The organism is Sphingomonas sp. PP-F2F-G114-C0414 (assembly GCF_003688595.1).
Lineage (GTDB): Bacteria > Pseudomonadota > Alphaproteobacteria > Sphingomonadales > Sphingomonadaceae > Sphingomonas.
Window position 1 is genome coordinate 380427 of sequence record NZ_RCWT01000009.1, and the last position, 21367, is coordinate 401793.

Annotated in this window: 18 protein-coding genes; 7 read left to right on the forward strand and 11 right to left on the reverse strand. The window is 67.6% G+C overall.

What is annotated here, in order from left to right:
- Positions 1 to 49 precede the first annotated feature (49 nt).
- Positions 50 to 847: an aldo/keto reductase gene (locus C8J47_RS02395; protein WP_121884285.1), complete on the forward strand. Its 798-nt coding sequence runs from the start codon at positions 50 to 52 to the stop codon at positions 845 to 847.
- Between the two features lie 129 nt (positions 848 to 976).
- Here C8J47_RS02395 and C8J47_RS02400 read toward each other — a convergent pair whose 3' ends face one another.
- The 7 genes from C8J47_RS02400 to C8J47_RS02425 all read right to left on the reverse strand — a co-directional run bounded on the left by C8J47_RS02400 (position 977) and on the right by C8J47_RS02425 (position 9828).
- Positions 977 to 2362, reverse strand: coding sequence for a UdgX family uracil-DNA binding protein (locus C8J47_RS02400; protein WP_121884286.1), 1386 nt, complete (start codon positions 2360 to 2362; stop codon positions 977 to 979).
- Positions 2363 to 2483: 121 nt separating this feature from the next.
- Complete coding sequence (locus C8J47_RS02405) at positions 2484 to 3728, reverse strand: putative DNA modification/repair radical SAM protein (protein ID WP_121884287.1); 1245 nt, start codon at positions 3726 to 3728, stop codon at positions 2484 to 2486.
- A 218-nt stretch (positions 3729 to 3946) separates the two neighbouring features.
- Positions 3947 to 4123 carry a hypothetical protein gene (locus tag C8J47_RS19075; RefSeq protein WP_183128995.1) on the reverse strand — a complete coding sequence of 59 codons (177 nt, stop codon included), beginning with the start codon at positions 4121 to 4123 and terminating at the stop codon, positions 3947 to 3949.
- 33 nt (positions 4124 to 4156) lie between these two features.
- The gene (locus tag C8J47_RS02410; protein ID WP_121884288.1) at positions 4157 to 7543 is read right to left on the reverse strand and encodes a chromosome segregation SMC family protein; all 3387 of its coding nucleotides are present in this window, start codon (positions 7541 to 7543) and stop codon (positions 4157 to 4159) included.
- 289 nt (positions 7544 to 7832) lie between these two features.
- On the reverse strand, positions 7833 to 8573 hold the full coding sequence (locus C8J47_RS02415; RefSeq protein ID WP_056051660.1) for a thioredoxin domain-containing protein: 741 nt from the start codon (positions 8571 to 8573) through the stop codon (positions 7833 to 7835).
- Positions 8574 to 8599: 26 nt separating this feature from the next.
- Entirely contained in the window at positions 8600 to 9265 is a 666-nt protein-coding gene (locus C8J47_RS02420) for a thioredoxin domain-containing protein (protein ID WP_121884289.1), read from the reverse strand.
- Positions 9265 to 9828 (reverse strand): DUF721 domain-containing protein, encoded by a 564-nt coding sequence (locus tag C8J47_RS02425; protein WP_121884709.1) that lies wholly within the window; start codon positions 9826 to 9828, stop codon positions 9265 to 9267. The genes C8J47_RS02420 and C8J47_RS02425 overlap by 1 nt, the downstream gene beginning before the upstream one ends.
- 26 nt (positions 9829 to 9854) lie before the next feature.
- Between C8J47_RS02425 and mutY the strand changes: the two genes are divergently transcribed.
- The 3 genes from mutY to nudC are packed head-to-tail and all read left to right on the forward strand — an operon-like array spanning position 9855 to position 13137.
- Positions 9855 to 10904 (forward strand): A/G-specific adenine glycosylase, encoded by a 1050-nt coding sequence (gene mutY, locus C8J47_RS02430; protein WP_259467317.1) that lies wholly within the window; start codon positions 9855 to 9857, stop codon positions 10902 to 10904.
- Entirely contained in the window at positions 10901 to 12253 is a 1353-nt protein-coding gene (locus C8J47_RS02435) for a serine hydrolase (RefSeq protein ID WP_121884290.1), read from the forward strand. Before mutY ends, C8J47_RS02435 begins: the two co-directional genes overlap by 4 nt.
- Before the next feature lie 5 nt (positions 12254 to 12258).
- A complete protein-coding gene (gene nudC / locus C8J47_RS02440) occupies positions 12259 to 13137 on the forward strand; it encodes an NAD(+) diphosphatase (RefSeq protein WP_121884711.1) in 879 nt (292 codons plus the stop codon).
- A 155-nt stretch (positions 13138 to 13292) separates the two neighbouring features.
- On the opposite strand, the gene C8J47_RS02445 is transcribed toward nudC, so the two are convergent.
- Positions 13293 to 14291 (reverse strand): LLM class flavin-dependent oxidoreductase, encoded by a 999-nt coding sequence (locus C8J47_RS02445; RefSeq protein ID WP_121884291.1) that lies wholly within the window; start codon positions 14289 to 14291, stop codon positions 13293 to 13295.
- 102 nt (positions 14292 to 14393) lie between these two features.
- On the reverse strand, positions 14394 to 16727 hold the full coding sequence (locus C8J47_RS02450) for a S8 family peptidase (protein ID WP_121884292.1): 2334 nt from the start codon (positions 16725 to 16727) through the stop codon (positions 14394 to 14396).
- 134 nt (positions 16728 to 16861) lie between these two features.
- Here C8J47_RS02450 and C8J47_RS02455 point away from each other — a divergent pair, with 134 nt between their 5' ends.
- The 3 genes from C8J47_RS02455 (at position 16862) to glpX (ending at position 19375) form a co-directional block, all read left to right on the forward strand.
- Positions 16862 to 17527 (forward strand): pyrimidine 5'-nucleotidase, encoded by a 666-nt coding sequence (locus tag C8J47_RS02455; RefSeq protein ID WP_121884293.1) that lies wholly within the window; start codon positions 16862 to 16864, stop codon positions 17525 to 17527.
- The gene (gene dapD, locus C8J47_RS02460; RefSeq protein WP_121884294.1) at positions 17524 to 18342 is read left to right on the forward strand and encodes a 2,3,4,5-tetrahydropyridine-2,6-dicarboxylate N-succinyltransferase; all 819 of its coding nucleotides are present in this window, start codon (positions 17524 to 17526) and stop codon (positions 18340 to 18342) included. Before C8J47_RS02455 ends, dapD begins: the two co-directional genes overlap by 4 nt.
- Positions 18343 to 18403: 61 nt before the next feature.
- Positions 18404 to 19375, forward strand: a complete 972-nt coding sequence (glpX, locus tag C8J47_RS02465) for a class II fructose-bisphosphatase (protein ID WP_121884295.1) — start codon at positions 18404 to 18406, stop codon at positions 19373 to 19375.
- Positions 19376 to 19647: 272 nt separating this feature from the next.
- On the opposite strand, the gene C8J47_RS02470 is transcribed toward glpX, so the two are convergent.
- Positions 19648 to 20427 carry an ABC transporter permease gene (locus tag C8J47_RS02470; RefSeq protein WP_121884296.1) on the reverse strand — a complete coding sequence of 260 codons (780 nt, stop codon included), beginning with the start codon at positions 20425 to 20427 and terminating at the stop codon, positions 19648 to 19650.
- Positions 20424 to 21353, reverse strand: coding sequence for an ABC transporter ATP-binding protein (locus C8J47_RS02475; RefSeq protein WP_121884297.1), 930 nt, complete (start codon positions 21351 to 21353; stop codon positions 20424 to 20426). The genes C8J47_RS02470 and C8J47_RS02475 overlap by 4 nt, the downstream gene beginning before the upstream one ends.
- Positions 21354 to 21367 lie beyond the last annotated feature (14 nt).

Sequence of the window (21367 nt, forward strand, 5' to 3'; positions counted from 1 at the left end):
AGGGAAGAGCCAATCGGAACCGCCGGCCGTGTCGTGCGCTGTTTGCGGCATGACAGATCTTACACTCAACGACGGCCGCACGATGCCCCAGCTTGGCATGGGCACGTGGCAGATCCCCGACAGCCAGGCCGCGGCGATCGTCCGCTCCGGGCTCGATATCGGCTTCCGGCTGGTCGACACCGCCGCGGTCTATGAGAACGAACGTGGCGTCGGTGACGGCTACAAGGGCTCTGACGCGTTCCTGACGACCAAGCTCTGGAACGACCGACAGGGCGACGCCGAAGCGGCGATGGACGAGAGCCTTGCGCTGCTCGGTGTCGAATCGGTCGACCTGTACCTGATGCATTGGCCGGTGCCTAAGCAGGACAAGTATGTCGAAGCCTGGAAGGCGATGATCGCGCTGCGTGATGCCGGGAAGGCCAAGTCGATCGGCGTGTCGAACTTCCTGCCCGAGCATATCGACGCGATTGTCGCTGAGACCGGCGTGACGCCGGCGGTCAACCAGATCGAACTCCACCCGAATTTTCAGCAGCGCGAACAGCATGCGTATCATGAAGCGCACGGCATCGTGACGCAGAGCTGGAGCCCGTTGGGTCAGGGCAAGACGCTGTTGCAGGACGGCGCGATCGTCCGGATTGCGGACAAGCATGGGCGAAGTGCGGCGCAGGTCATCCTCGCATGGCATCTGGCAAACGGCTTTTCGGTCATCCCGAAGGCGTCGGATGCCGAGCATCTGGCAGACAATTTTGCAGCGCTCGACCTGACGCTGGATAACGAAGACATGGCCGCGATCGATGCGCTCGACGATCCTGCTGGCCGGTTGGGACCAGAACCGAACGCCATGTAATCCTCCCCGGTACGGGGAGGGGGACCAGCGTAGCTGGTGGAGGGGGATCACCCGGAGTGTATCGTGCGTGGAGAACCCCCTCCACCCCGCCGCTGCACGTCGCGGTTCCCCTCCCCGTGCCGGGGAGGATTAGTTGATCCGACCGCCTACCGTCCGCAGATCTTCGACGAATCGCGCATATTCCTCCGCCGCCTGCGCTGGGTCCGGCAGCCGCAGCAGATAGCTCGGATGCACCGTGATCCAGGCCTCGCCGCCATCGGGCAGCTGCAGCGCACGCCCGCGCTCCCGGCCGATCGTCATCACCTTGCCGAACAACGACCGCGCCGCCGTCGCGCCGAGGGCCACGGTCACCTTCGGCTTGATCAGCATCTGTTCCTGTTCGATCCACCAGCGGCAGGCGTCGATTTCACCCGCCCCAGGTTTGGCATGGATGCGGCGTTTGCCGCGTTGTTCGAACTTGAAATGCTTTACCGCGTTGGTGACGTACGCGCGCGAGCGATCGACGCCGGCTTCGGCCATCGCCTTGTCGAACATCTGGCCGGCGGGGCCGACGAACGGGCGGCCGGCGATGTCCTCCTGGTCGCCGGGTTGTTCGCCGACGAACATCAGTGGGGCGTCGACCGGGCCTTCGCCGAACACGGTTTGCGTCGCCGGCTTGTAGAGCGGGCAACGGGTGCAGCCGGCGGCCTCGTCGCGCAGGGCTTCCCATGCGATCAGGCTGTTGCCGCCGACCGTGTCGCGCGCCTTTTGGAACATGCCGCTCTCCCTCGCTTGCGCCGCTGCAAGCAAGCCCGGCACCAGCGCGGTTTCGGGCATGTTCTTCCAGTATTTCTTCGGCATCTCCTTCAGCATGGCGCCGATTTTCACGCGCGCCGGGTTGAAGATGCTGGCGTAATAGGTCTTCCAGACTTCCTCGGTCGGGTCGCCATCTGGGGCGTCGGTCTTGCTTGCGCCGGGGCCTTCGCTGAGCGCCTTGCCGTCCCAGTGGATCGAGACCTCGGGCGTCAGGATCGACCAGCGCATGCTGGCGAAGCGGTTGACGAAGAACGCGGCGTTGGCGCGGACGATATGGTGGTCGGGCTCGAACCACGCGACGAAGCGGGTTCCGCCGTCCTCCTCGACCTCGCGAAAACGCAGGAATGCGCGCATCTTGTGGATGTCGCGGCGGACGTCCTTGGCGATCCTGTCGAGGCGGCGGACGAGCGGATCGGCGCGGTCCTCGATCAGTTTTTGTTCGCGGCGGAGGCGGAAAAGCAACGTGTAGAGCAGGGCGAACCGTTCTGGGTCGCTGCCGAGGATGGCGCTGCGGGCTAGGTCTATGAAGGCGCGGGGGACGGAGAACGCGCCGGGGGGCGGGGCAGGGGCGGGTTCGGCGACGGTTGCGAACAGGTCGACGGGTTCGTCGCCGACTTGCCAGACGACGTCGTCGGGGGGGACGTCCTCGGCGATCAGGCCACGCGCGGCGTCGCGCCAGCCGTCGAAGTCGTCGGGTTCGGTTAGGGTTACGACGCGCATCTTTACCTCCTTCCCTGGAAGGGAGGGGGCTGGTTGCTTTCGAGGGAATGCCGCGTAAGCCTCGGGCCGACCCACCCCCAACCCCTCCCTTTCAGGGAGGGGGGCAGGATGCGCGCGGGGTTCACGCGAACATTTCCATTTGCTTGGGTTTCGGGGCGACGATCGGGCGGAGTTCGGCTTTGTCCGCCAGAGCTACCGGGCGCCAGTCTTCGGCGATGATGAAGGGGCGGAGCTTGGCGACCGACACGGTCAGCCGGGCGATGTCCGCCAAATGCAGGCGGCGCCAGCGGCGGCTGGTGAGGATGCCGTTGACTGCCTTCACGCCGAGTCCGGGGACGCGGAGGAGCATTTCGCGGGGGGCGCGGTTGACGTCTACCGGGAAAGATCCGCGGAATTTGAGCGCCCAGGCGAGCTTGGGGTCGATGTCGAGCGGGAGCATGCCGGTTGCGTCGTCGGCGGCGGCGACGACTTCGTGCGGCTGAAATTCGTAGAAGCGCATCAGCCAGTCGGATTGGTACAGACGGTGCTCGCGCATCAAGGGCGGGCGTTGCAGCGGGAGGACCGCGCTCGCGTCGGGGATGGGGCTGAACGCGGAGTAGTAAACGCGGCGCAGGCCGAAGCGGTCGTACAGGGTCGATGCCTTTCGGACGATGTCGCCGTCCGTTGCAGCATCTGCGCCGACGATCATCTGGGTCGACTGGCCGGCAGGGGCATAGCGCGGCGCGGACTTGTACCTGGCCTTGGCGTCCTTGCCGTCGATGATCGACGCCTTCACCTCGGCCATCGCGGTTTCGATGCGAACGCCGTCTTTCTCGGGGGCGAGACGCTTCAGGCCGTTTGCGGTCGGGAGTTCGACGTTGATCGAGACGCGGTCCGCGTACAGCCCGGCCTGGTGGACGAGTTCGGGATCGGCGTCGGGGATCGTCTTGAGGTGGATGTAGCCGCGGAAATGGTGGTCCTCGCGCAAACTCCGCGCGACCTCGACCATCTGCTCCATCGTGTAGTTCGACGACGCGATGATGCCCGACGATAGGAACAGGCCTTCGATATAATTGCGCTTGTAGAAGGCGATGGTGAGATCGACGACTTCCTTCGCCGTGAAGCGCGCGCGGCGGACGTTCGAGCTCTTGCGGTTGATGCAGTAATGGCAGTCGAAGATGCAGCTATTGGTCAGTAGGATCTTCAGCAGTGAGATGCAGCGGCCGTCGGGCGCATAGGCGTGGCAGATGCCCATGCCTTCAGTCGAGCCGAGCCCCTTGCCGTCCTTCGAATTGCGCTTGGTCGTGCCCGACGATGCGCACGATGCGTCGTATTTGGCTGCATCGGCGAGGATCTCGAGCTTTTCACGGGTGTCGAGTTGGGCCATTCGTTCGTCTTACGTTCCGCAAAAAGGGGTGTCGAGTGATGGAGATCAACTTGTCGCTATGTCGTTGTACTGGACGCCTTTCGGGTCGGCCCCGATGCCGGAAGTGCACAAAGTGCAGACGCTGGGAGCATTTTTCCGATGTCTGCACTTAGGCCAAGACGTGGACGATTGCGGATTCACGACGGTGGCAGGATCGGGTTGTGTAGGACACCCGAAAGTCAGTCGAACAGATAGCGGATCAGGTCGACCATGCCGCCGAGGCTCACGGGCAGGACCAGTAACAGGAAGAGATAGACGAAGATCAGGCGGGTCAGCGCCTTCTCGTGCCGATACACGGGCTTGCGCGGAGGCAGATCCTCCTTGCGTGGCCAGATGCTGGATTCGTCGAGGAACATCGAGGGTCAACGTCGCGAACGGGGATTGTCTCCCTACGCCGTTGCAATGAGTCCGGTCGCGGCTTGCAGGTCGACCGAGACCAGCCGGCTGACGCCGCGTTCGATCATCGTTACGCCAAACAGGCGGTGCATGCGGCTCATCGTGACGGCGTTGTGCGTGACGACGAGATAGCGCGTGTCGGTGTCGCGGGACATGCGGTCGAGCAGGTCGCAGAAACGCTCGATATTCGCATCGTCGAGCGGCGCGTCCACCTCGTCGAGGACGCAGATCGGCGCGGGATTGGTGAGGAACAGGCCGAAGATCAGTGCGACCGCAGTCAGCGCCTGCTCGCCGCCCGACAGGAGGGTGAGCGACTGGAGGCGCTTGCCGGGTGGTTGCGCCATGATTTCGAGGCCGGCTTCGAGCGGGTCGTCGGAATCGATCAGTTCCAAGTGCGCGGCGCCTCCGTCGAAGAGCGTGGTGAATAGGCGCTGGAAATGGCCGTTCACCGCCTCGAACGCGGCGAGCAGGCGCTGGCGACCTTCACGGTTGAGCGTGCCGATCGAGCCGCGCAGGCGGTTGACCGCCTGGCCGAGTTCGTCGCGCTCGACCGCATTGCTCCGCGCGGACTCTTCGAGTTCGGCGAGTTCGGTTTCGGCAACGAGGTTGACCGGGCCGATCCGCTCTCGGTCGGTGGTGAGGCGGTCGTGCGTGGCGGACTCTTCGGCTGGCGCGCGGACGTCGGCGACCGCGAATCCGAGGCGCTCGGGGAGCACGGGGGCGGGGCATTGGAAGCGCTCGCCCGAGAGGCGGCCGAGATCGAGGCGGCGCGCTTCGTGGTTTTCGACGCGGGCGACCGCGCCAGCGCGGGCTTCGCGGGCGACGGCGAGCGCTTCGGTGGCGGCGCGGTGGGCGTCGTCGGCGGTGCGGGCGGCGGTTTCCGCGGTGCGTTCGGTGCCGAGGAGCGCGTCGGCGGTTGTGCGCGCTTCCTGGTGTTCAATGTCGAGCGCCTCGATTTCAGCGTCCAGGGCGTCGGGGCGTGCGGCGATCGCGGCGAGGTCGGTGCCGAGCGTAGTTTCGCGCGCGTCCATGGCGGCGATGCGTTTGGCGGCTTCACCGGCGCGCGCGCGCCAGCTTCGGGTGTCGGCTTGGGCGGCGGACAGGCGTTCGCGGTGGGTGGCGATGCTGCGGTCGAGCGCGATGCGATCGGCGCGGGCCTGCGCGACGGCGGTGCGGGCACGTTCGGCGTCGTACTGGAGCGTGGCGACCTGGCGCGCGTTGGCGGTGCCGTCGGGGACGGCGGCCATCGCGGCTTCGGCGCGGGTGTGGTCGGCGTGCGCGTCGGCGACGTCGTCGGCAATGCGGTGCGCGCGGACGTCGAGGTCTGCGCGCTGAGTGGCGAGGCGTTCGAGCGCGGCGGCGGCGCGGTCTTCCTGGCGGAGGGCGTCGCGCGCGGCGGTTTCGGCGCGTTGCAGGGCGGCGCGGGCGGTTTGTGACTGGCCTCTAGCCTGGGCGATCCGCTCGTCGATCGCGGCGCGGGTTCGTTCGGCGTCGTCCAGCGCCTTGGCTGCGACGGGGCGGGCGGCCTGGAGCGCGGCTAGGCGGTTGCGGCGGACGAGGCGTTCGGCAGCCGCCGCGCCGGTGCCGGTTGCGGTGAAGCCGTCCCAGCGGCGGAGCTGGCCGTCTCGGGTGACGATGCGCTGGCCGACGGCGAGGTGTTGCTGGCCGTCGGTGGCGACGACGAAGACCTGCGCCAGCCTGCGGGCCAGGGCGGGGGGCGCGTCGACATGCTTTGCCAGCGGTTCGGCGTCGGCGGGCGGGGCGGGGTCGTCTTCGCGGGGCTTGGCGCCGGCCCATGCGTCTAGGCCGGTGTCGAGATCGTCTCCAAGTGCTGCGGCGAGTGCGCGTTCGTAGCCGGTGCTGGCCGAGACATGGTCGAGCAGCCGATCGCGGCCGCTGCGCTGCGTTGCCTTGGTGAGCGCCGTCACTTCGCTGTCGATCGCGGCGAGGTCTGCGCGGGCGGTGGCGCGGGTGGTTTCGGCGGCGTCTCGTGCGCTGGTCGCGGCGGCTTCTTCGGTGTCTGCCTGGGTGATGGCTTGGCGGGCGGATTCTGCTGCGGCGGTCGCGGCGCGTCGGGCTTCGGCGGCGGTTTCGCGCTCTGCGGCTAGCGGCGCGGGGTTGCCGAGGGCGCGGAGGGCGGCGGCGATTTGGGCGGCATCGCGGTTGGCGCGGTCGGCGCGGGTGCGGGCGGCGGCGAGGGCTGCGCTGGCGACGCGGACTTCGGCGGCGTCGCGGGCTTGCGTGGCGAGCGCCTGGGCCAGCGCGACTTCGGCGTCGCGGGCGCTGCGTTCGGTTTCGGCGAGTGTTGCGTCGAGATCGGGGATCGCGGCGGTGGCATGGGCGATCGCGGTGTCGAGCGCCTTGCCCTCGTCGGCGAGGCGGCCGAGCGCGGCGGCGGCGTCGCTGGCGAGCGATCCTTCGCGCGCGCGGTCGTCGGCGATGCGGGTGCGGGCATCGGTGAGGTCGGCGATCCTGCGCTCGACGCTGGCCTTCTCGGTTTTGAGCTCGGCGAGGCGGTGGGCGAGGTCGCCGACCAGGTCGCGCGCGGCGAGCGCTGCGGTGCGGGCAGCGGAGACGGCTTCGATCGCGCGGTGCTGGTCTGCGGCGGCTGCGCGTTCGGCGTCGGTGATTGCGCGGACGCGGGTTTCGGCGGCGGCGGCTTCGGCCTTGGCGGCATCGGCTGCGGTGGCGGCTTCGCGCCATCGGGCGAACACTGTGCGCGCTTCTGCGACGCGGATCTGCGCGGAGATGAGGCGGTAGCGTTCGGCGGCGCGGGCCTGACGTTTCAGCGTCGCGGCGCGCGCGTCCTGGTCGGCAATGATCTCGTCGAGCTTGGCGAGATTGGCTTCGGTGGCGCGGAGTTTTCCATCGGCGTCTTTCCGGCGGACGTGGAGGCCGGCGATCCCGGCGGCTTCCTCCAGCATCGCGCGGCGGTCGGCGGGTTTGGCGGCGATGACCGCGCCGATCTTGCCCTGGCTGACGAGCGCGGGGGAGTGCGCGCCGGTGGCGGCGTCGGCGAAGAGCAGGCCGACGTCCTTTGCGCGGACGTCGCGGCCGTCGATCCGGTAGGCGGAGCCGGCGCCGCGTTCGATCCGGCGGACGATCTCTCTCTCGTCGCCAGCAATTTCGGCGAGGATCGAAACTTCGGCGAAGTCGCGCGGCGGGCGGGTTGCGGTGCCGGCGAAGATGACGTCTTCCATGTCGGCGCCGCGCAGGGATTTCGCGCTGGCCTCGCCCATCGTCCAGCGGAGGGCTTCGAGGAGGTTCGACTTGCCGCAGCCGTTCGGGCCGACGACGCCGGTGAGGCCGGGTTCTATGCGGAGATCGGCGGGGTCGACGAAGCTCTTGAAGCCGGTGATGCGGAGGCGCTTGATCTGCATTCTTGCGCCCCCCGACGACTAGTGTTGCTGTTATCCCGAACTGCAAAGCTTGTGTCCCCGCGAAGGCGGGGACCCAGACTGGGCTCCCGCCTTCGCGGGAGAACAAGGGGGCGGGCTGCCCGTGGGCACGCTTACCGCCCTTGCCTCCACCCCGGCGAAGGCCGGGGCCCAATTGGAGAGGTCGCGGTAACGAAGTGCTGATCTCCGTTAGCAACGTCCCCCAATTGGGCCCCGGCCTTCGCCGGGGTGGTAGTTAGCCGGGGTGGTAATTACTTGTGGAGCGGTTAGCTTACGCCCCAGCCGCCTTCAGTGCCTTCTCCATCTGATCCCAGCTCACGACCTGATCGAGCTTCTTGTCGTTGATCAGGAACGTCGGCGTGCCCGTCACCGTGCCGGCCTGCATCGCGTTCTCGGTCGGCTTGGCCATCACTTCGAGCTGCTTCTGATCCGCCAGGCATGCGCGCGCCTTCGCTTCCGGGATCCCGCGCTGCTTGACGAAATCGATCGCGCCCATCTGTTCGGCGAGCTTGGTCGCGACGACCGTCGGCGGCTGGTTGGCGAGCGCCTTCTGCTGGTCGGGGGTCATCGCCTGGAGCTTGTCGAGGAAGGCGATCTGGTTGCCGTACATCTGCTCGAGGATCGGGAAGAACGGTGCGACGCCGCCGCACTGGCCGAGCAGAGTCAGCGCCACGTCGGGCGCGCCGTGGACGAGGAAGTCGCGGAATTCGAAGCTGACCTTCCCGGTCGAGACGTACTTCTCGGTCAGCGGCTTGTACGCCTCGCGACCGAACGCGCCGCAGGTCGGGCACGAGCGCGCGCCGTATTCGACGAGCTTGATCGGCGCGTTCGGGTTGCCCATCAGATAGCCCTCGGGGGTCTTCACGACCGTCTCGGTCCAGTTCTGGCCGGCGGGGGCTGCGGCGGCTGCTACTGGTGCGGCGGCGGGCTGGTCGACGTTGCCGGTCGAATCGTTCTTCGAGCAGGCGGCGAGCGCGAGCGGCAGGACGGCGAGCGTTGTCAGGAACTTCATCGGGTTACTCCAGTGGATCACGTGAATTAACGGGCGCCCGCCTTGCGGAGCGCGGGTTCGAGCTGTTCCCAGCCGACATGGGGTACGATCTTGCTGTTGAGGTAGAAGGTCGGCGTCGAGTCGATCTCCTTCGGCGCATCGGCGGTCAGTTTGACGATGCGGTCGATCTCGGGCTGGTTGGCGAAACACGCGTTGATCGCCGCGTCCGAGAGCCCGCGCGCCTTAACCATCGCGGTCAGGCCGGAGCCGTCGGCGTTGGCGCGGATCTGGGCCGCTGCCGGGTACATGTTCAGGCGCGCGGCGTTGCCCTGCTGGTATTCGATCCCGCGCTCGAGCCATTGCGGCTGCGCGGCGAAGATCGCGGACGAGGTGGCGGAGAAGCCTTTCGGGCCGGTGCAGCGGGCGAGGATCGCCGCCGACAGGTCGAGCCGGTCGCGGATGAAGTGGCGGAATTCGAGGCTGGTCGAGCCCGATGCGATCATCTGGCGCTTGAGCACGGGTTCGGACTTCACCGAGAAGTCGGCGCAGTGCGAGCAGGTGTAGCTGGCGTATTCGACGAGCTTCACGCGGGCGGCGGGGTTGCCGATCAGGTACGCGCCCGAGGGGAGGATGCGCGCGGTCTGCGACCAGTCGCGCTTGGGCGCGGCACCGGTCAGCAGAAAGAGGGCGAAGACGGCAAGCAAGACGCGCATCAGTTGATCCTGGGAAGGCCGTGCGTCGAGGCGACGCCGGCGGCGAGGGATTCGAGGACGGCGCGCAATTCCGGATCGGCGATGCCCTTCAGGCTCATACCGAGATCGACGGGGACCGGGCGGATCGATGGCGGTGCTTTGCGCGGGACGGGCGCGGCGACCTCGCCCTGGCGGATCGCGACCTTCACGATCGCGGCGTAACCGAAGAAGCGGTTCACGCGCTCGATGATCTCGGGCGCGATGTGCTGCATCATCGGCGCGTGTGCGCCGCGGACGGTAAGGGTCAGGACGCCGTCCTGCTTCTTGCCGACCGGGAAGCGGATCGATTCGGGGATGCTCGCGCCCGCCAGTTTCGCGCCGACGATCTCGGGCCAGCGGCTGACGATCGACGACTGGACGAAGCCGAATCGCCGGAACGCGGCGCCGCCGATCGCGGGCAACAGCTCGGCGACCGCGCGCGAGCGGTTCTCGCGCGGGGCGTCGGGATCGGTCCTGCCTTTCACGCGCTTCGTCGACGGCTTGGGCGTCGCAGATTTAGGCACAGAAACGGGCGGCTTGCTCATCTGCGAACCCATGCCATAGGCGACGCGTGAACGCCAAGCGCTCTTCGGTCTCCGGGGCCCTGCTCGACTGGTATGACGCGCACCGTCGCGACCTGCCGTGGCGCGCGAAGCCGGGCGAGGCGGTCGATCCGTACCGGGTGTGGCTGTCCGAGGTGATGTTGCAGCAGACGACGGTGGCGGCCGTGACGCCGCGGTTCCTGGCGTGGACTGCGCGGTGGCCGGATTTCGCGAGTCTGGCGGCGGCGGACGATGCCGATGTGATGGCCGCGTGGGCGGGGCTTGGGTATTACGCTCGGGCGCGCAATCTGGTGAAGGCGGCGAAGGCCGTGGTCGCCGAGCATGGCGGCGTGTTTCCGCGGGCCGAGGTGGAGCTGCGTGCGCTGCCTGGGCTCGGCGCATATACCGCGGCAGCGGTGGCGGCGATCGCGTTCGGCGAGCGGGCGGTGGTCGTTGATGCGAATGTCGAGCGGGTGGTCGCGCGATTGTTCGCGATCGAGACGCCTTTGCCGGCTGCGCGATCGGCGATTCGGGTGGCGGCGGACTCGATCACGCCGGATGCTCGGGCGGGCGATTTCGCGCAGGCGATGATGGATCTGGGGTCGGGTATCTGCACGACGCGCGCGCCGAAGTGCCTGCTGTGTCCGATCCGCGCGTTTTGCGAAGGCTTCAAGCAGGGCGCGCCGGAGCGGTTGCCGGTGAAGGCGAAGAAGGCGGCCAAGCCCCAGCGGTACGGGACGATATTCTGGTTGGAGCGCGACGGGCAGGTGTTGCTGGTGCGACGGCCGGACAAGGGTCTGCTCGGCGGGATGCGCGCGTTTCCTACCGGGCCTTGGGGTGATGTTCCCCCCGGTTTCGAGGATGCGCCGGCGCAGGCGGATTGGCGGATGCTGGACGCGACCGTCGCACACGGATTTACGCATTTCGATCTGCAACTGACGCTTGCGGTGGCGACGGTCGAGGCGCATCAACCGCGCGTTCCAACGGCAAGCGAATGGTGGCCGATCGACGAGCTGGATACCGCCGGGCTCCCGACCGTTTTCGCCAAGGCCAGCAAGACCATACGGAGAGCTGCATGAAATTGGTGCATTGGATTTCGACGGGCGGACTTGCCGCGCTGGCAGCCGCCACGGCTTATGCCCAACAGGCGCAACCACGTCCGCAAATGAGCCCGCAGGCTCGGCCGACGCCGCGGATGACGATCCCGGTCAATGCGCTGCTGCCTGCCACGTCCGCGCTGTTCGACAGCCTCGTCGCGCAGGACAAGATGCCGGGAATCGTCGGTGCGTTCGGGGCCGGGGACGGTCCGACGCTATTCCCGTCCGCGGGCAAGATCAGTGACGACCCGAATGCTCCGGCGGCGGGCCCCGACTCGCTGTGGCGCGTCTATTCGATGTCCAAGCCCATCACCGGCATGTCGGCGATGATGCTGGTCGAGGACGGCAAGCTCAACCTCGACGATCCGGTCAGCAAATATATCCCGGCGTTCAAGGACATGAAGGTCGCGACCAGCCCCGACACGTCGCTTGCGACGCGGCCCGCCGTGCGGCCGATCACGATCCGCAATTTGCTGACGCACACCGCGGGGCTCGGCTACACTATCGTCACCAAGGGACCGCTGCTCAAGGAATATGAGCGGCTCGGCATCCTGCCTCTGTCGGTCAGCGCGGCGATGGAAGAGAAGATGCGGCCCGTTCGGCCGAAGTCGCTCGAGGAGTTCGCGAACCGCGTCGCGACGCTGCCGCTGATCGCGGAGCCGGGCACCAAGTGGAGCTATTCGATCGGGCTCGACGTGATGGGTCGCGTGATCGAGGTCGCGAGCGGCATGAGCTTCGAACGGTTCGTGCAGACGCGGCTGTTCGATCCGCTCAAGATGCGGTCGAGCTTCTGGCAGGTGCCGCAGAGCGAGGTCGGGCGGCTCGCGACCAACTATGCGTTCGTCGGCGACACGCGGACGCCGCTCGATCCGGCGGCCAACTCGGTGTTCCTCCAGAAGCCGAGCTTTCCGTATGGCGGCGCCGGGCTGGTGATGTCGGCGCGTGACTACGACCGGTTCCTGCACATGATCCAGGACGGTGGGACGCTCGACGGCGTGCGGGTGATGAAGCCCGAGACGATCGCGCTGGCGACGTCGAACCTGCTGCCGGCGGGCGTCGTGTTCGGCGGAGTCGGTGGCGGCACCGGGGGAACGCAGGGGAGCAACATGGGCTTCGGCGCGGGCGGTTCCGTGGTGCTCGCGGATACGCCGAACGGACCGGGCAAGGGGACTTACGCCTGGGGTGGCGCTGCGGGGACGATCGCCTGGGTCGATCCGTCGAAGCACTCGCGTGGTAACGTGATGGTCAATTACTTCCCGGCGGACCGGATACCGCTGCGCCAGCAGGTGGTCGCGGCGCTGCTCCAGGATGCGGCGAGGTTGCGCCGATGAGCGTGATGGCGGCGCCCGGTTTCACGGGCGGGATGCTCGACCGGTCCGATGCGCTGCGCCACGATCCGGAGGGGCTGGCGGCGGCGCAGCGCGACTGGCGTGCGCGGTTGCTGGTGCTTGATGGGTTGCTGCCGGGCACGACCGACGACGGGCATCTCGCCTGGACGTCGATGGCGGACATGCCCGACGATGCCGAGCCGATCCTGCTTGGGCTCGACGAGAGCGGGCGGCCACATTTCGCGGCGCTGCTGGCGGGCATGCGCGTCGACAATGCTCCGGCGATGCGGTCGCCTGCGCTGATGGCGGTGCTGGCCGCGCTCGCGCCGGGTGAGGCAGCGACGTACGCTAGCGCGCGGAGTGTGATCGACTGGCATGTTCGGCATGGCTTCTGTGCGAAGTGCGGATCGCCGACCGAGATGTTCCGGGCGGGGTGGGCGCGGAAGTGCCCGAACTGCGCGACCGAGCATTTCCCGCGCGTCGATCCGGTGGTGATCATGATCGCCGAGCATGACGGGCGTGCGTTGCTCGGGCGGGGCAAGGGGTGGCCGCCGGGGCGGTATTCCGCGCTCGCCGGTTTCGTCGAGCCGGCCGAGTCGATCGAGGAGGCGGTTGCGCGCGAGATTCTCGAGGAGTCGGGCGTGCGGGTCGGCAAGGTGCGGTATGTCGCGAGCCAGCCTTGGCCGTTTCCGTCGTCGCTGATGATGGCGTGTGTGGCGGAGGCGGAGGACGATGCGATCACGCTCGATGTGAACGAGCTCGAGGATGCGATGTGGGTGCCGCGTGAGATGGTGCGCGCGGTGTTGCGCGGGGAGGAGGGGCCGTTCGTGCCGCCGCCGCCTTATGCGATTGCGTATACGCTGCTGAAGGAATGGGCGGGGGAGTAGGTGAGATGTCTCCCCGCGGGCACCACCCCGGCGGAGGCCGGGGTCCAATTGGAGAGGTCGCAGTAACGACGTGCTGCCCTCCGTTACCACCTTCCCCCAATTGGGCCCCGGCCTTCGCCGGGGTGGTGTCTTAAGCGGGAGCGGTGGCAGCCGACTTACGCAGCGATCTTCAGCTCCTGCATCACGTCCGCCGTGATCGACAAACTCCGCTTGCGGGCCTCGTGATCGTAGATCGCGCTCGTCACCATGACCTCGTCGACGCCGGTCCGCTCGACGAAAGCGGCGATGCCACGCGCGACCTTGGCCGGGCTGCCGACTGCCGAGCATTGCAGCACATGATCGAGTATCTGGTTGCCCTGTGCGCCGAGAGAGTCGCGGTAGCCGGCGAGGGGCGGCTTCATCAGGCCGGGGTTGCCGGTGCGCAACGCTACGAACGACTGCTGCTGCGAGGTGGCGAGCAGTTCGGCTTCCGCGTCGGTTTCGGCCGCGAACACGTTGAAGCCTGCCATGACGTGGGGCTTGGCGAGGCGTGCCGAGGGGCGGAAGTCGCGGCGGTAGATCGCGAGCGCGGCATCGAGCGCATCGGGCGCGAAGTGCGAGGCGAACGCGTAGGGGAGCCCGAGTGCCGCCGCCAGCTGTGCGCCGAACGTGCTCGAGCCGAGGATCCACATCTCGACGTCCGCGCCTGCGCCCGGGGTTGCGACGATGCCGGTCTGGCCGTCGTTGGCGAAGTAGCTCTGGAGCTCCATCACGTCCTGCGGGAAGGCGTTGGCGTCGGTTTCGAGCGTGCGGCGCATCGCGCGGGCGACGCGCTGGTCCGAACCGGGTGCTCGGCCGAGGCCCAGGTCGATGCGGCCGGAGTACAGCGCGTCGAGCGTGCCGAACTGCTCGGCGATGGTCAGCGGCGCGTGGTTGGGAAGCATGATGCCGCCCGAGCCTACGCGGATCGTCTTCGTGGCGGCGGCGATGTGCGCGATCACGACGGCGGTCGCCGCGGAGGCGATGCCGGTCATGCCGTGGTGTTCGGCGACCCAGTAGCGCTGGAACCCGACGCTCTCGGCGTGCCGCGCGAGGTCGGCCGCGTTGGCGAGCGATTGGGAGACGGTGCCGCCTTCGATGACGGGGACCAGATCGAGCAGGGAATAGCGTGTCATGCGGCAGAGATAGGTACCGAACGGTAGCTTATCCAGCCCCGCCCGTCTCTCACGTCCGTCATCCTGACTTTCGTCAGGATGACGAATTGGGGGACGTGGGTTTCAGAAGCCCAAGCTGTAGCGCATCGCCATGCCGTAATCGTTCGGGAGCGCCGCGAAATTGCCAGGGTCGCGGCGGAAGAACAGGTTGGTGTCGAGGCCGCCGCCGAACGCGGGGACGCCGTAGCGCATCTCGACATCGAGTTCGCGGCCTTGGGGGGCGAGGTTGAGGCGTTGCGTGGTCCAGTCGGTGACGGTGTTGCTGGCGTAGTCGAAATAGGTCGGGAGGCCGAGGTCGATCCCGCCGCGCGCCACCCGCAACGGTTGCGCGACGCGGAGGCCGAGCGTGTCGTGGCCGAACACGCCGTCCTTGCCGATGTCGGCCGCGAAGGCGTTGGTGCGGACGAGGCCGTCCCCACTGAGACCGCCGCGCACCGCCGCGCGGGTCCAGCCTTGCCGCATCGACCCGCCGATGCTCCAGCCAGCGCCGGCATCGAACCGCGCCTTGGTATCGACGAACCACGTCGCCGCGCGGGTCGCGCCGAGCGCAGCGTCGAAGCGCGCGCCGAGGACGGTGTCGCGCTCGTCCATGCGGGTGGCGGCCACCATCGTCGACAGCGCGCCGAAGCGGCGGTCGACGGTCAACGAGGCGCGGTTGTAGCCCGAGCGCTGCCAGCGGTCGCGGAGGCGGAGGTCGCCGTCGCGCTGCGTCAGGACGTCGCCATTCTCGATTCCAGCGGTGAAGCCAAATCCGCCGAAGCTCTGCCGCATCGCGCTCGAGGCTCTCGTGGTGCTGTCGAAGCCAAGGCCGCCGGTGTTGGCGATCAGGAAGGCGGGTTCGGACTGGCCGGAAAGCTGTGCACTCAGCGCGCCCGAGCCTTGCGCGAAGCCGAACCCGAACGAGAGGGTGCTGCCGAGCTTCTGCGTCACCATCCCGGCGATCGCCCGCGCGCTGGTCGCGTCGGCGGTGGAGAGTGAGGTGCGATCGAGCGCGACGTCGCCGTTGGCGCGCGGCGCTAGCGTCATCGAGACGGTCATCCCCCCTTGCGCCAGCGCCACGGTGCGGAATCGCGACTGGAGCGCGCCGCCGAGCGAGCGGTCGGGGCTGCGGCGGGCGATCGTCTTGGCGAGGTCGATCGCGAACGCGCGGCTGTAGCCGTCGAGGATCACCGCGCCGAGTTCGCCTTGCGCGGCGTCACCCATCGGCGCGGACAGGGTGGCGTTGCCGGTCGTCGAGACGACCGCTTTCGACCCGGCGACCGACATCGCGCCGAGCGGCTGGAACGCGCGCGTCAGGTCGAGCACGCCGTTGCCGTAGACCGCGTCGACGCCCGGCGCACCGGCATCGCGCGCGCTCTTGAACAGGATGTCGACGATCTGCGCACCGGTGAGGTTGGGGAAGGCTTGCGCCAGCAATGCGACCGCGCCGGAGATTTGTGGCGCTGCGAACGAGGTGCCGGACCAGAGATAGGTCGTGTCGGCCTGGTCGGGCGCGCGGACGCTTTCGCCGACCGCGGTGAGGAAGTGCGCGGCGCCGGTGCCGGCACGGTCGCTGAAGGTGGAGATACCGTCCGCGGATCCGACCGAGCCGGCGATGATGACCTGATTGCGGCCCTGCACTTCGCCGGCGACATTAGTGAAGGGATCGGGGTTGACCGAGCCGTCGTTGCCAGCCGCGATCACGACGACGAGCCCGGCGGCGGTCGCGCGGCCGATCGCATCCTTCAGGCTTTGCGGCATTTCGGAGCCGCCGAGCGAGATGTTGACGACCTTCGCGCCGCCGACGCGCGCCGCGTCGAGGCCCTTGGTGATCGCATCGGTGCCGAACTTGCAGCCCGAGTCCTTGTCGTCCTTGCTGGCGGTGGCGCAGGTGCCGGGTCGGTCGGCGCGCAGCACGATCAGCGTCGCGTCGAACGCCACGCCGTGCGAGCCCGCGCCATTCCTCCGGCCTGCCAGCGTGAAGGCGACTGCGGTGCCGTGGCCGCCTTCGTCGTCGATCGTGCTGTTGCCGGCAACGTCCTGCGAGGCGGACGAAACGCGGGTGCCGAACTCCTGACTTTGCAGGTCGATGCCGCTGTCGATCACGCCGACGTTGATGCCCTTGCCGGTCGCACCGACGTTATACGCCGCGAGCGCGTTCATCGAGACGGCGCCGACGGTCGCGCGGTATTCCGCGGTATCGTTGCCGGATGGAGTCGGCGTGGGAGCAGGCGTCGGGGCCGGGGTGGGTGTTGGCGTCGGTGTTGGAGTCGGCACTGGCGTGGGTGTCGGGGTGGGCGCTGCCGGAGGCGCCGGCGTGCTGTTGATACCGCCGCTGCCCCCACCGCCACAGGCGGCGACGAGAAGTCCCGTCGCCACGGTCGCGGACCGCAATAGGCCGGCCTTTATGCGTCGCATGAATTTTACCCCTTATTCCCCATCAAGCTATTGGAATGAAAAGCGTTACTCGACCGTAAACGCCAGCGCAGGAGATCACCGTGCGGCGGGCCCCGGCTTGCCCCGTCACCGCGTGATGCCTAGAGGTTCGCGCGATGCTTGCCCGCCTAAACCATGTCCGCAACTGGATCTTCGATCTCGACAACACGCTGTACCCGGCGAGCGCGGACCTGTTCGCGCAGGTCGATGCGCGGATGACCGGGTTCATCCAGGATCTGCTCGGGTTGGAGCATGACGAGGCGCGGCGCGTGCAGAAGGGGTATTTCCACAATCACGGCACGACGCTGTCGGGGTTGATGACCGAGCATCACGTCGATCCGCACGCGTTCCTCGCGCATGTCCACGATATCGAGATGGATGTGATCGAGCATGACGCGCCGCTGGTCGCCGCGATCGCCAAGCTGCCGGGGCGCAAGCTCGTCTTCACCAATGGCGACACGCCGTATGCGACGCGGATCCTGGAGCGGCTCGGGTTGAGCGAGAGCTTCGAGGCGATCCACGATATCCACGCGATGAACCTAATCCCGAAGCCGCACGCGTCGGCCTATGCCGGGTTCTGCGCGGCGTTCGACATCGACCCGCGGGAGTCGCTGTTCGCGGACGACATGGCGCGCAACCTGACGCCGGCCAAGGCGATCGGAATGACGACCGTGTGGATCGACAACGGCTCCGAGCAGTCGCCCGACGCGGCGCGCGATCACATCGATTTCACCGTGCCGGTGCTTGCGCCATGGCTCGAAACCATCCTGGAGACATCATGACCTTGCAGACCATCATCGACGCCGCCTGGGACGACCGCGCGAACCTGGGACTCGATACCAGGGGCGAAATACGCGACGCCGTCGAGTCCGCTCTGGCGATGCTGGACGCGGGGACCGCGCGCGTTGCCGAGCCGACTGCTAACGGCTGGCAGGTGAACCAGTGGTTGAAGAAGGCGGTGCTGCTGTCGTTCCGGCTCAACGACAACGTCGTGATCGACGGTGGTTCGGCGGGTGCTCCGGGGTTCGACAAGGTGCCGTCGAAGTTCGCCGGCTGGGGCGAGGCGGAGTTCCGCGCGGCGGGTATCCGCGTCGTGCCGGGCGCGGTCGCGCGGCGTGGGAGCTTCATCGCCAAGGGTGCGATCCTGATGCCGAGCTTCGTCAACATCGGCGCCTATGTCGGCGAGGGGACAATGGTCGACGCGTGGGCGACGGTCGGGTCGTGCGCGCAGATCGGCAGGAACGTGCATCTGTCGGGCGGCGCCGGCATCGGCGGCGTGCTCGAGCCGTTGCAGGCCGATCCGGTCATCATCGGTGACGGCGCCTTCATCGGCGCGCGGGCGGAAGTGGCCGAGGGCGTCCGCGTCGGCGAGGGCGCGGTGCTGTCGATGGGCGTGTATCTGGGCGCCTCGACCAAGATCGTCGACCGCGCGACCGGCGAAGTGTTCAAGGGCGAAGTGCCGCCGTACGCGGTGGTCGTGCCGGGCTCGATCGGTGGCGGGGACGGGAAACCGGCCTTGTATTGCGCCGTGATTGCCAAACGGGTCGACGCGCAAACCCGCTCGAAGACCAGCATCAACGACCTGCTCAGGGACTGATCGGGTCGACAATGCTGCGACTGCTGCCTATCCCCGCCGAAACATTCCGAGGAGAAATATTTTGACCGCTGCCGCAAGCCAGGTTCTCGACCGCGTTCTCGTCCTCGAAATGGTCCGCGTGACCGAAGCTGCGGCGATCGCCGCGTCCACGCTCGTCGGTCGTGGCGACGAGAAGGCGGCGGATGCGGCCGCGGTCGAGGCGATGCGCGAGGCGCTCAACTCGCTGTACATGGACGGCACGGTCGTGATCGGCGAGGGCGAGCGCGACGAGGCCCCGATGCTGTTCATCGGCGAGAAGGTCGGCTCGGCGATCGGCAAGGGCCCGAAGATCGACATCGCGCTCGATCCGCTCGAAGGCACGACGATCTGCGCGACCGCGGGGCCGAACAGCCTTGCCGTGCTGGCGATCGCCGAAGAGGGCGGGCTGCTCAACGCGCCCGACGTCTACATGGACAAGATCGCGGTCGGGCCGGGCTATCCCGAGGGCATCATCGATCTCGACAAGACGCCGACCGAGAACATCATGGCGGTCGCTGCGGCCAAGGGCGTGCCGGCGCGCGACCTGATCGTGTGCGTGCTCGACCGGCCGCGTCACGAGGCGCTGATCGCCGAACTGCGCAAGGTCGGCTGCGGAATCATGCTGATCGGCGACGGCGATGTCGCCGGCGTGATCGCGACGTCGGATCCTGAGACCACGGTGGACGTGTACATGGGGTCCGGTGGAGCGCCCGAGGGCGTGCTGGCGTGCGCGGCGCTGCGCTGCGTTGGCGGGCAGTTCAAGGGGCGGTTGCTGTTCCGCAACGACGACGAGCGCGGGCGTGCGGCGAAGTGGGGGATCACCGATCTCGACAAGCAGTATGACCTGTCCGAGCTGGCGAAGGGCGACTGCATCTTCGCGGCGACCGGCGTGACCGATGGCTCTTTGCTGGCGGGCGTGAAGCGGAAGAAGGGCAAGATGACCACCGAGAGCGTTGTGATGCGCGCGTCTTCGGGGACCGTGCGTTGGGTCAAGGGCGAGCATCGCACGGCCTGATTTGGCTTGCCAGCGAACGGGTTTCGCCAGCTGACACCACCCCGGCGAAGGCCGGGGCCCAGGTGGAAAGGTCGGAGTAACGGAGCGTTGTCCGCAGTTAGCAACGTCCCCCAACTGGGCCCCGGCCTTCGCCGGGGTGGTGCCTTCGGTGGAATGTCGCACCAGCCAACCATGTTTCCCTGCGAAGGCGGGGACCCAGACTGGGCTCCCACCTTTGTGGGAGAACAAGGGCGACCGAACTTACACTACCGACCTGGTCGGCCTTCGCCCGGTCAGTTCTTCATCCGCCAGCCGGTCTTGAAGATCCAGGCGATCGCGATCAGGCATGCCGCGAGGAAGCCCGCCGTCACCGCGAGGCTGACCCCGACCGCGACGTCGCCGACCCCGAAGAAGCTCCAGCGGAAGCCGCTGACCAGGTAGACGACCGGGTTGAACAGGCTAAACGTCCGCCACGGCTGGGGCAGCATGTCGATCGAGTAGAACGCGCCGCCGAGGAACGTCAGCGGCGTGATCAGCAGCGCGGGGACGAAGTTCAGTTGCTCGAAGCCGTTGGCCCAGACGCCGATGATGAACCCGAACAGGCTGAACGCCACGGCCGTCAGGATCAGGAACGCGATCATTGCGAACGGATGTTCGATCCGCAGTGGTACGAAGAACGAGGCGGTCGCGAGGATGATCAGCCCGAGGATTACCGACTTGGTGGTCGCCGCGCCGACATAGCCGATCACCATCTCCATCGCCGACACGGGCGCCGACAACAGCTCGTAGATCGTCCCGGTGAACTTCGGGAAGTAGATGCCGATCGATGCGTTCGAAATGCTCTGCGTGAGCAGCGACAGCATGATCAGGCCGGGAACGATGAAGCTGCCATAGCCGACGCCGCCGACCTGTTGCATGCGGCTGCCGATCGCGCCGCCGAAGACGATGAAATAGAGTGAGGTGGTGAGGACGGGCGTGACGAGGCTCTGCCACAGGGTGCGCAATGCGCGCGCCATTTCGAAGCGGTAGATCGCCCAGATGCCATGTCTGTTTAGAAGGGGGGGAGTATTCATGCGCGTTCTCCGACGAGATCGACGAAGATGTCTTCGAGGCTCGATTTGCTGGTTTCGAGATCCTTGAAGCCGATGCCGAGTTCGCTGAGCTTGCGCAGCAACGACGGGATCCCGGTGTGGTCGGCCTGCGCGTCGAACACGTAGCGGAGGCGCTTGCCGTCGTCTTCCAGCGACAGGTCCCAGTCGGTGAGGTCGGCGGGGATCGCTGTCATCGGATCCTGGAGCGCGATGTCCAACTCGCGCTTGCCTAGCTTCTTCATCAACGACGCCTTGTCGTCGACGAGGAGCAGCTTGCCCTTGTTGATGACGCCGACGCGGTCAGCCATTTCCTCGGCTTCCTCGATGTAATGCGTCGTCAGGATGATCGTCGTACCGCCTTCGCGCAGGCGGTGGACGAGCTTCCACATGTCGCGGCGGAGCGCCACGTCGACGCCTGCGGTGGGCTCGTCGAGGAACAGGATTTCGGGTTCGTGCGCGAGCGCTTTCGCGATCAGCACGCGGCGCTTCATGCCGCCCGAGAGTTCGCGGATCTTCGCGTCGCGCTTGTCCCAGAGCGAGAGGTCTCGGAGCACCTGTTCGATGTAATCGCTGTGCCCCGAGCGGCCGAAGAGGCGGCGGCTGAAGGTGACGGTGGCGAGCACCGTCTCGAACATGTCGACGTTGAGTTCCTGCGGCACGAGGCCGATGCGGCTGCGCGCCTGCTTATAGTCGCGGATCGCGTCGTAGCCGGCGACCTTGATCGTGCCGGCGGACGGCGTGACGATGCCGCAGATGATGCTGATGAGCGTCGTCTTGCCCGCGCCGTTGGGGCCGAGGAGGGCGAAGATCTCGCCTTTCTGGATGTCGAGGTCGACGGGGTGGAGGGCGGTGGTGCCGCTCTTGTAGGTCTTGGTGACGCCCGCGATGGACAGGATCGGTTCGGTCATTGGCACCCCTTTTT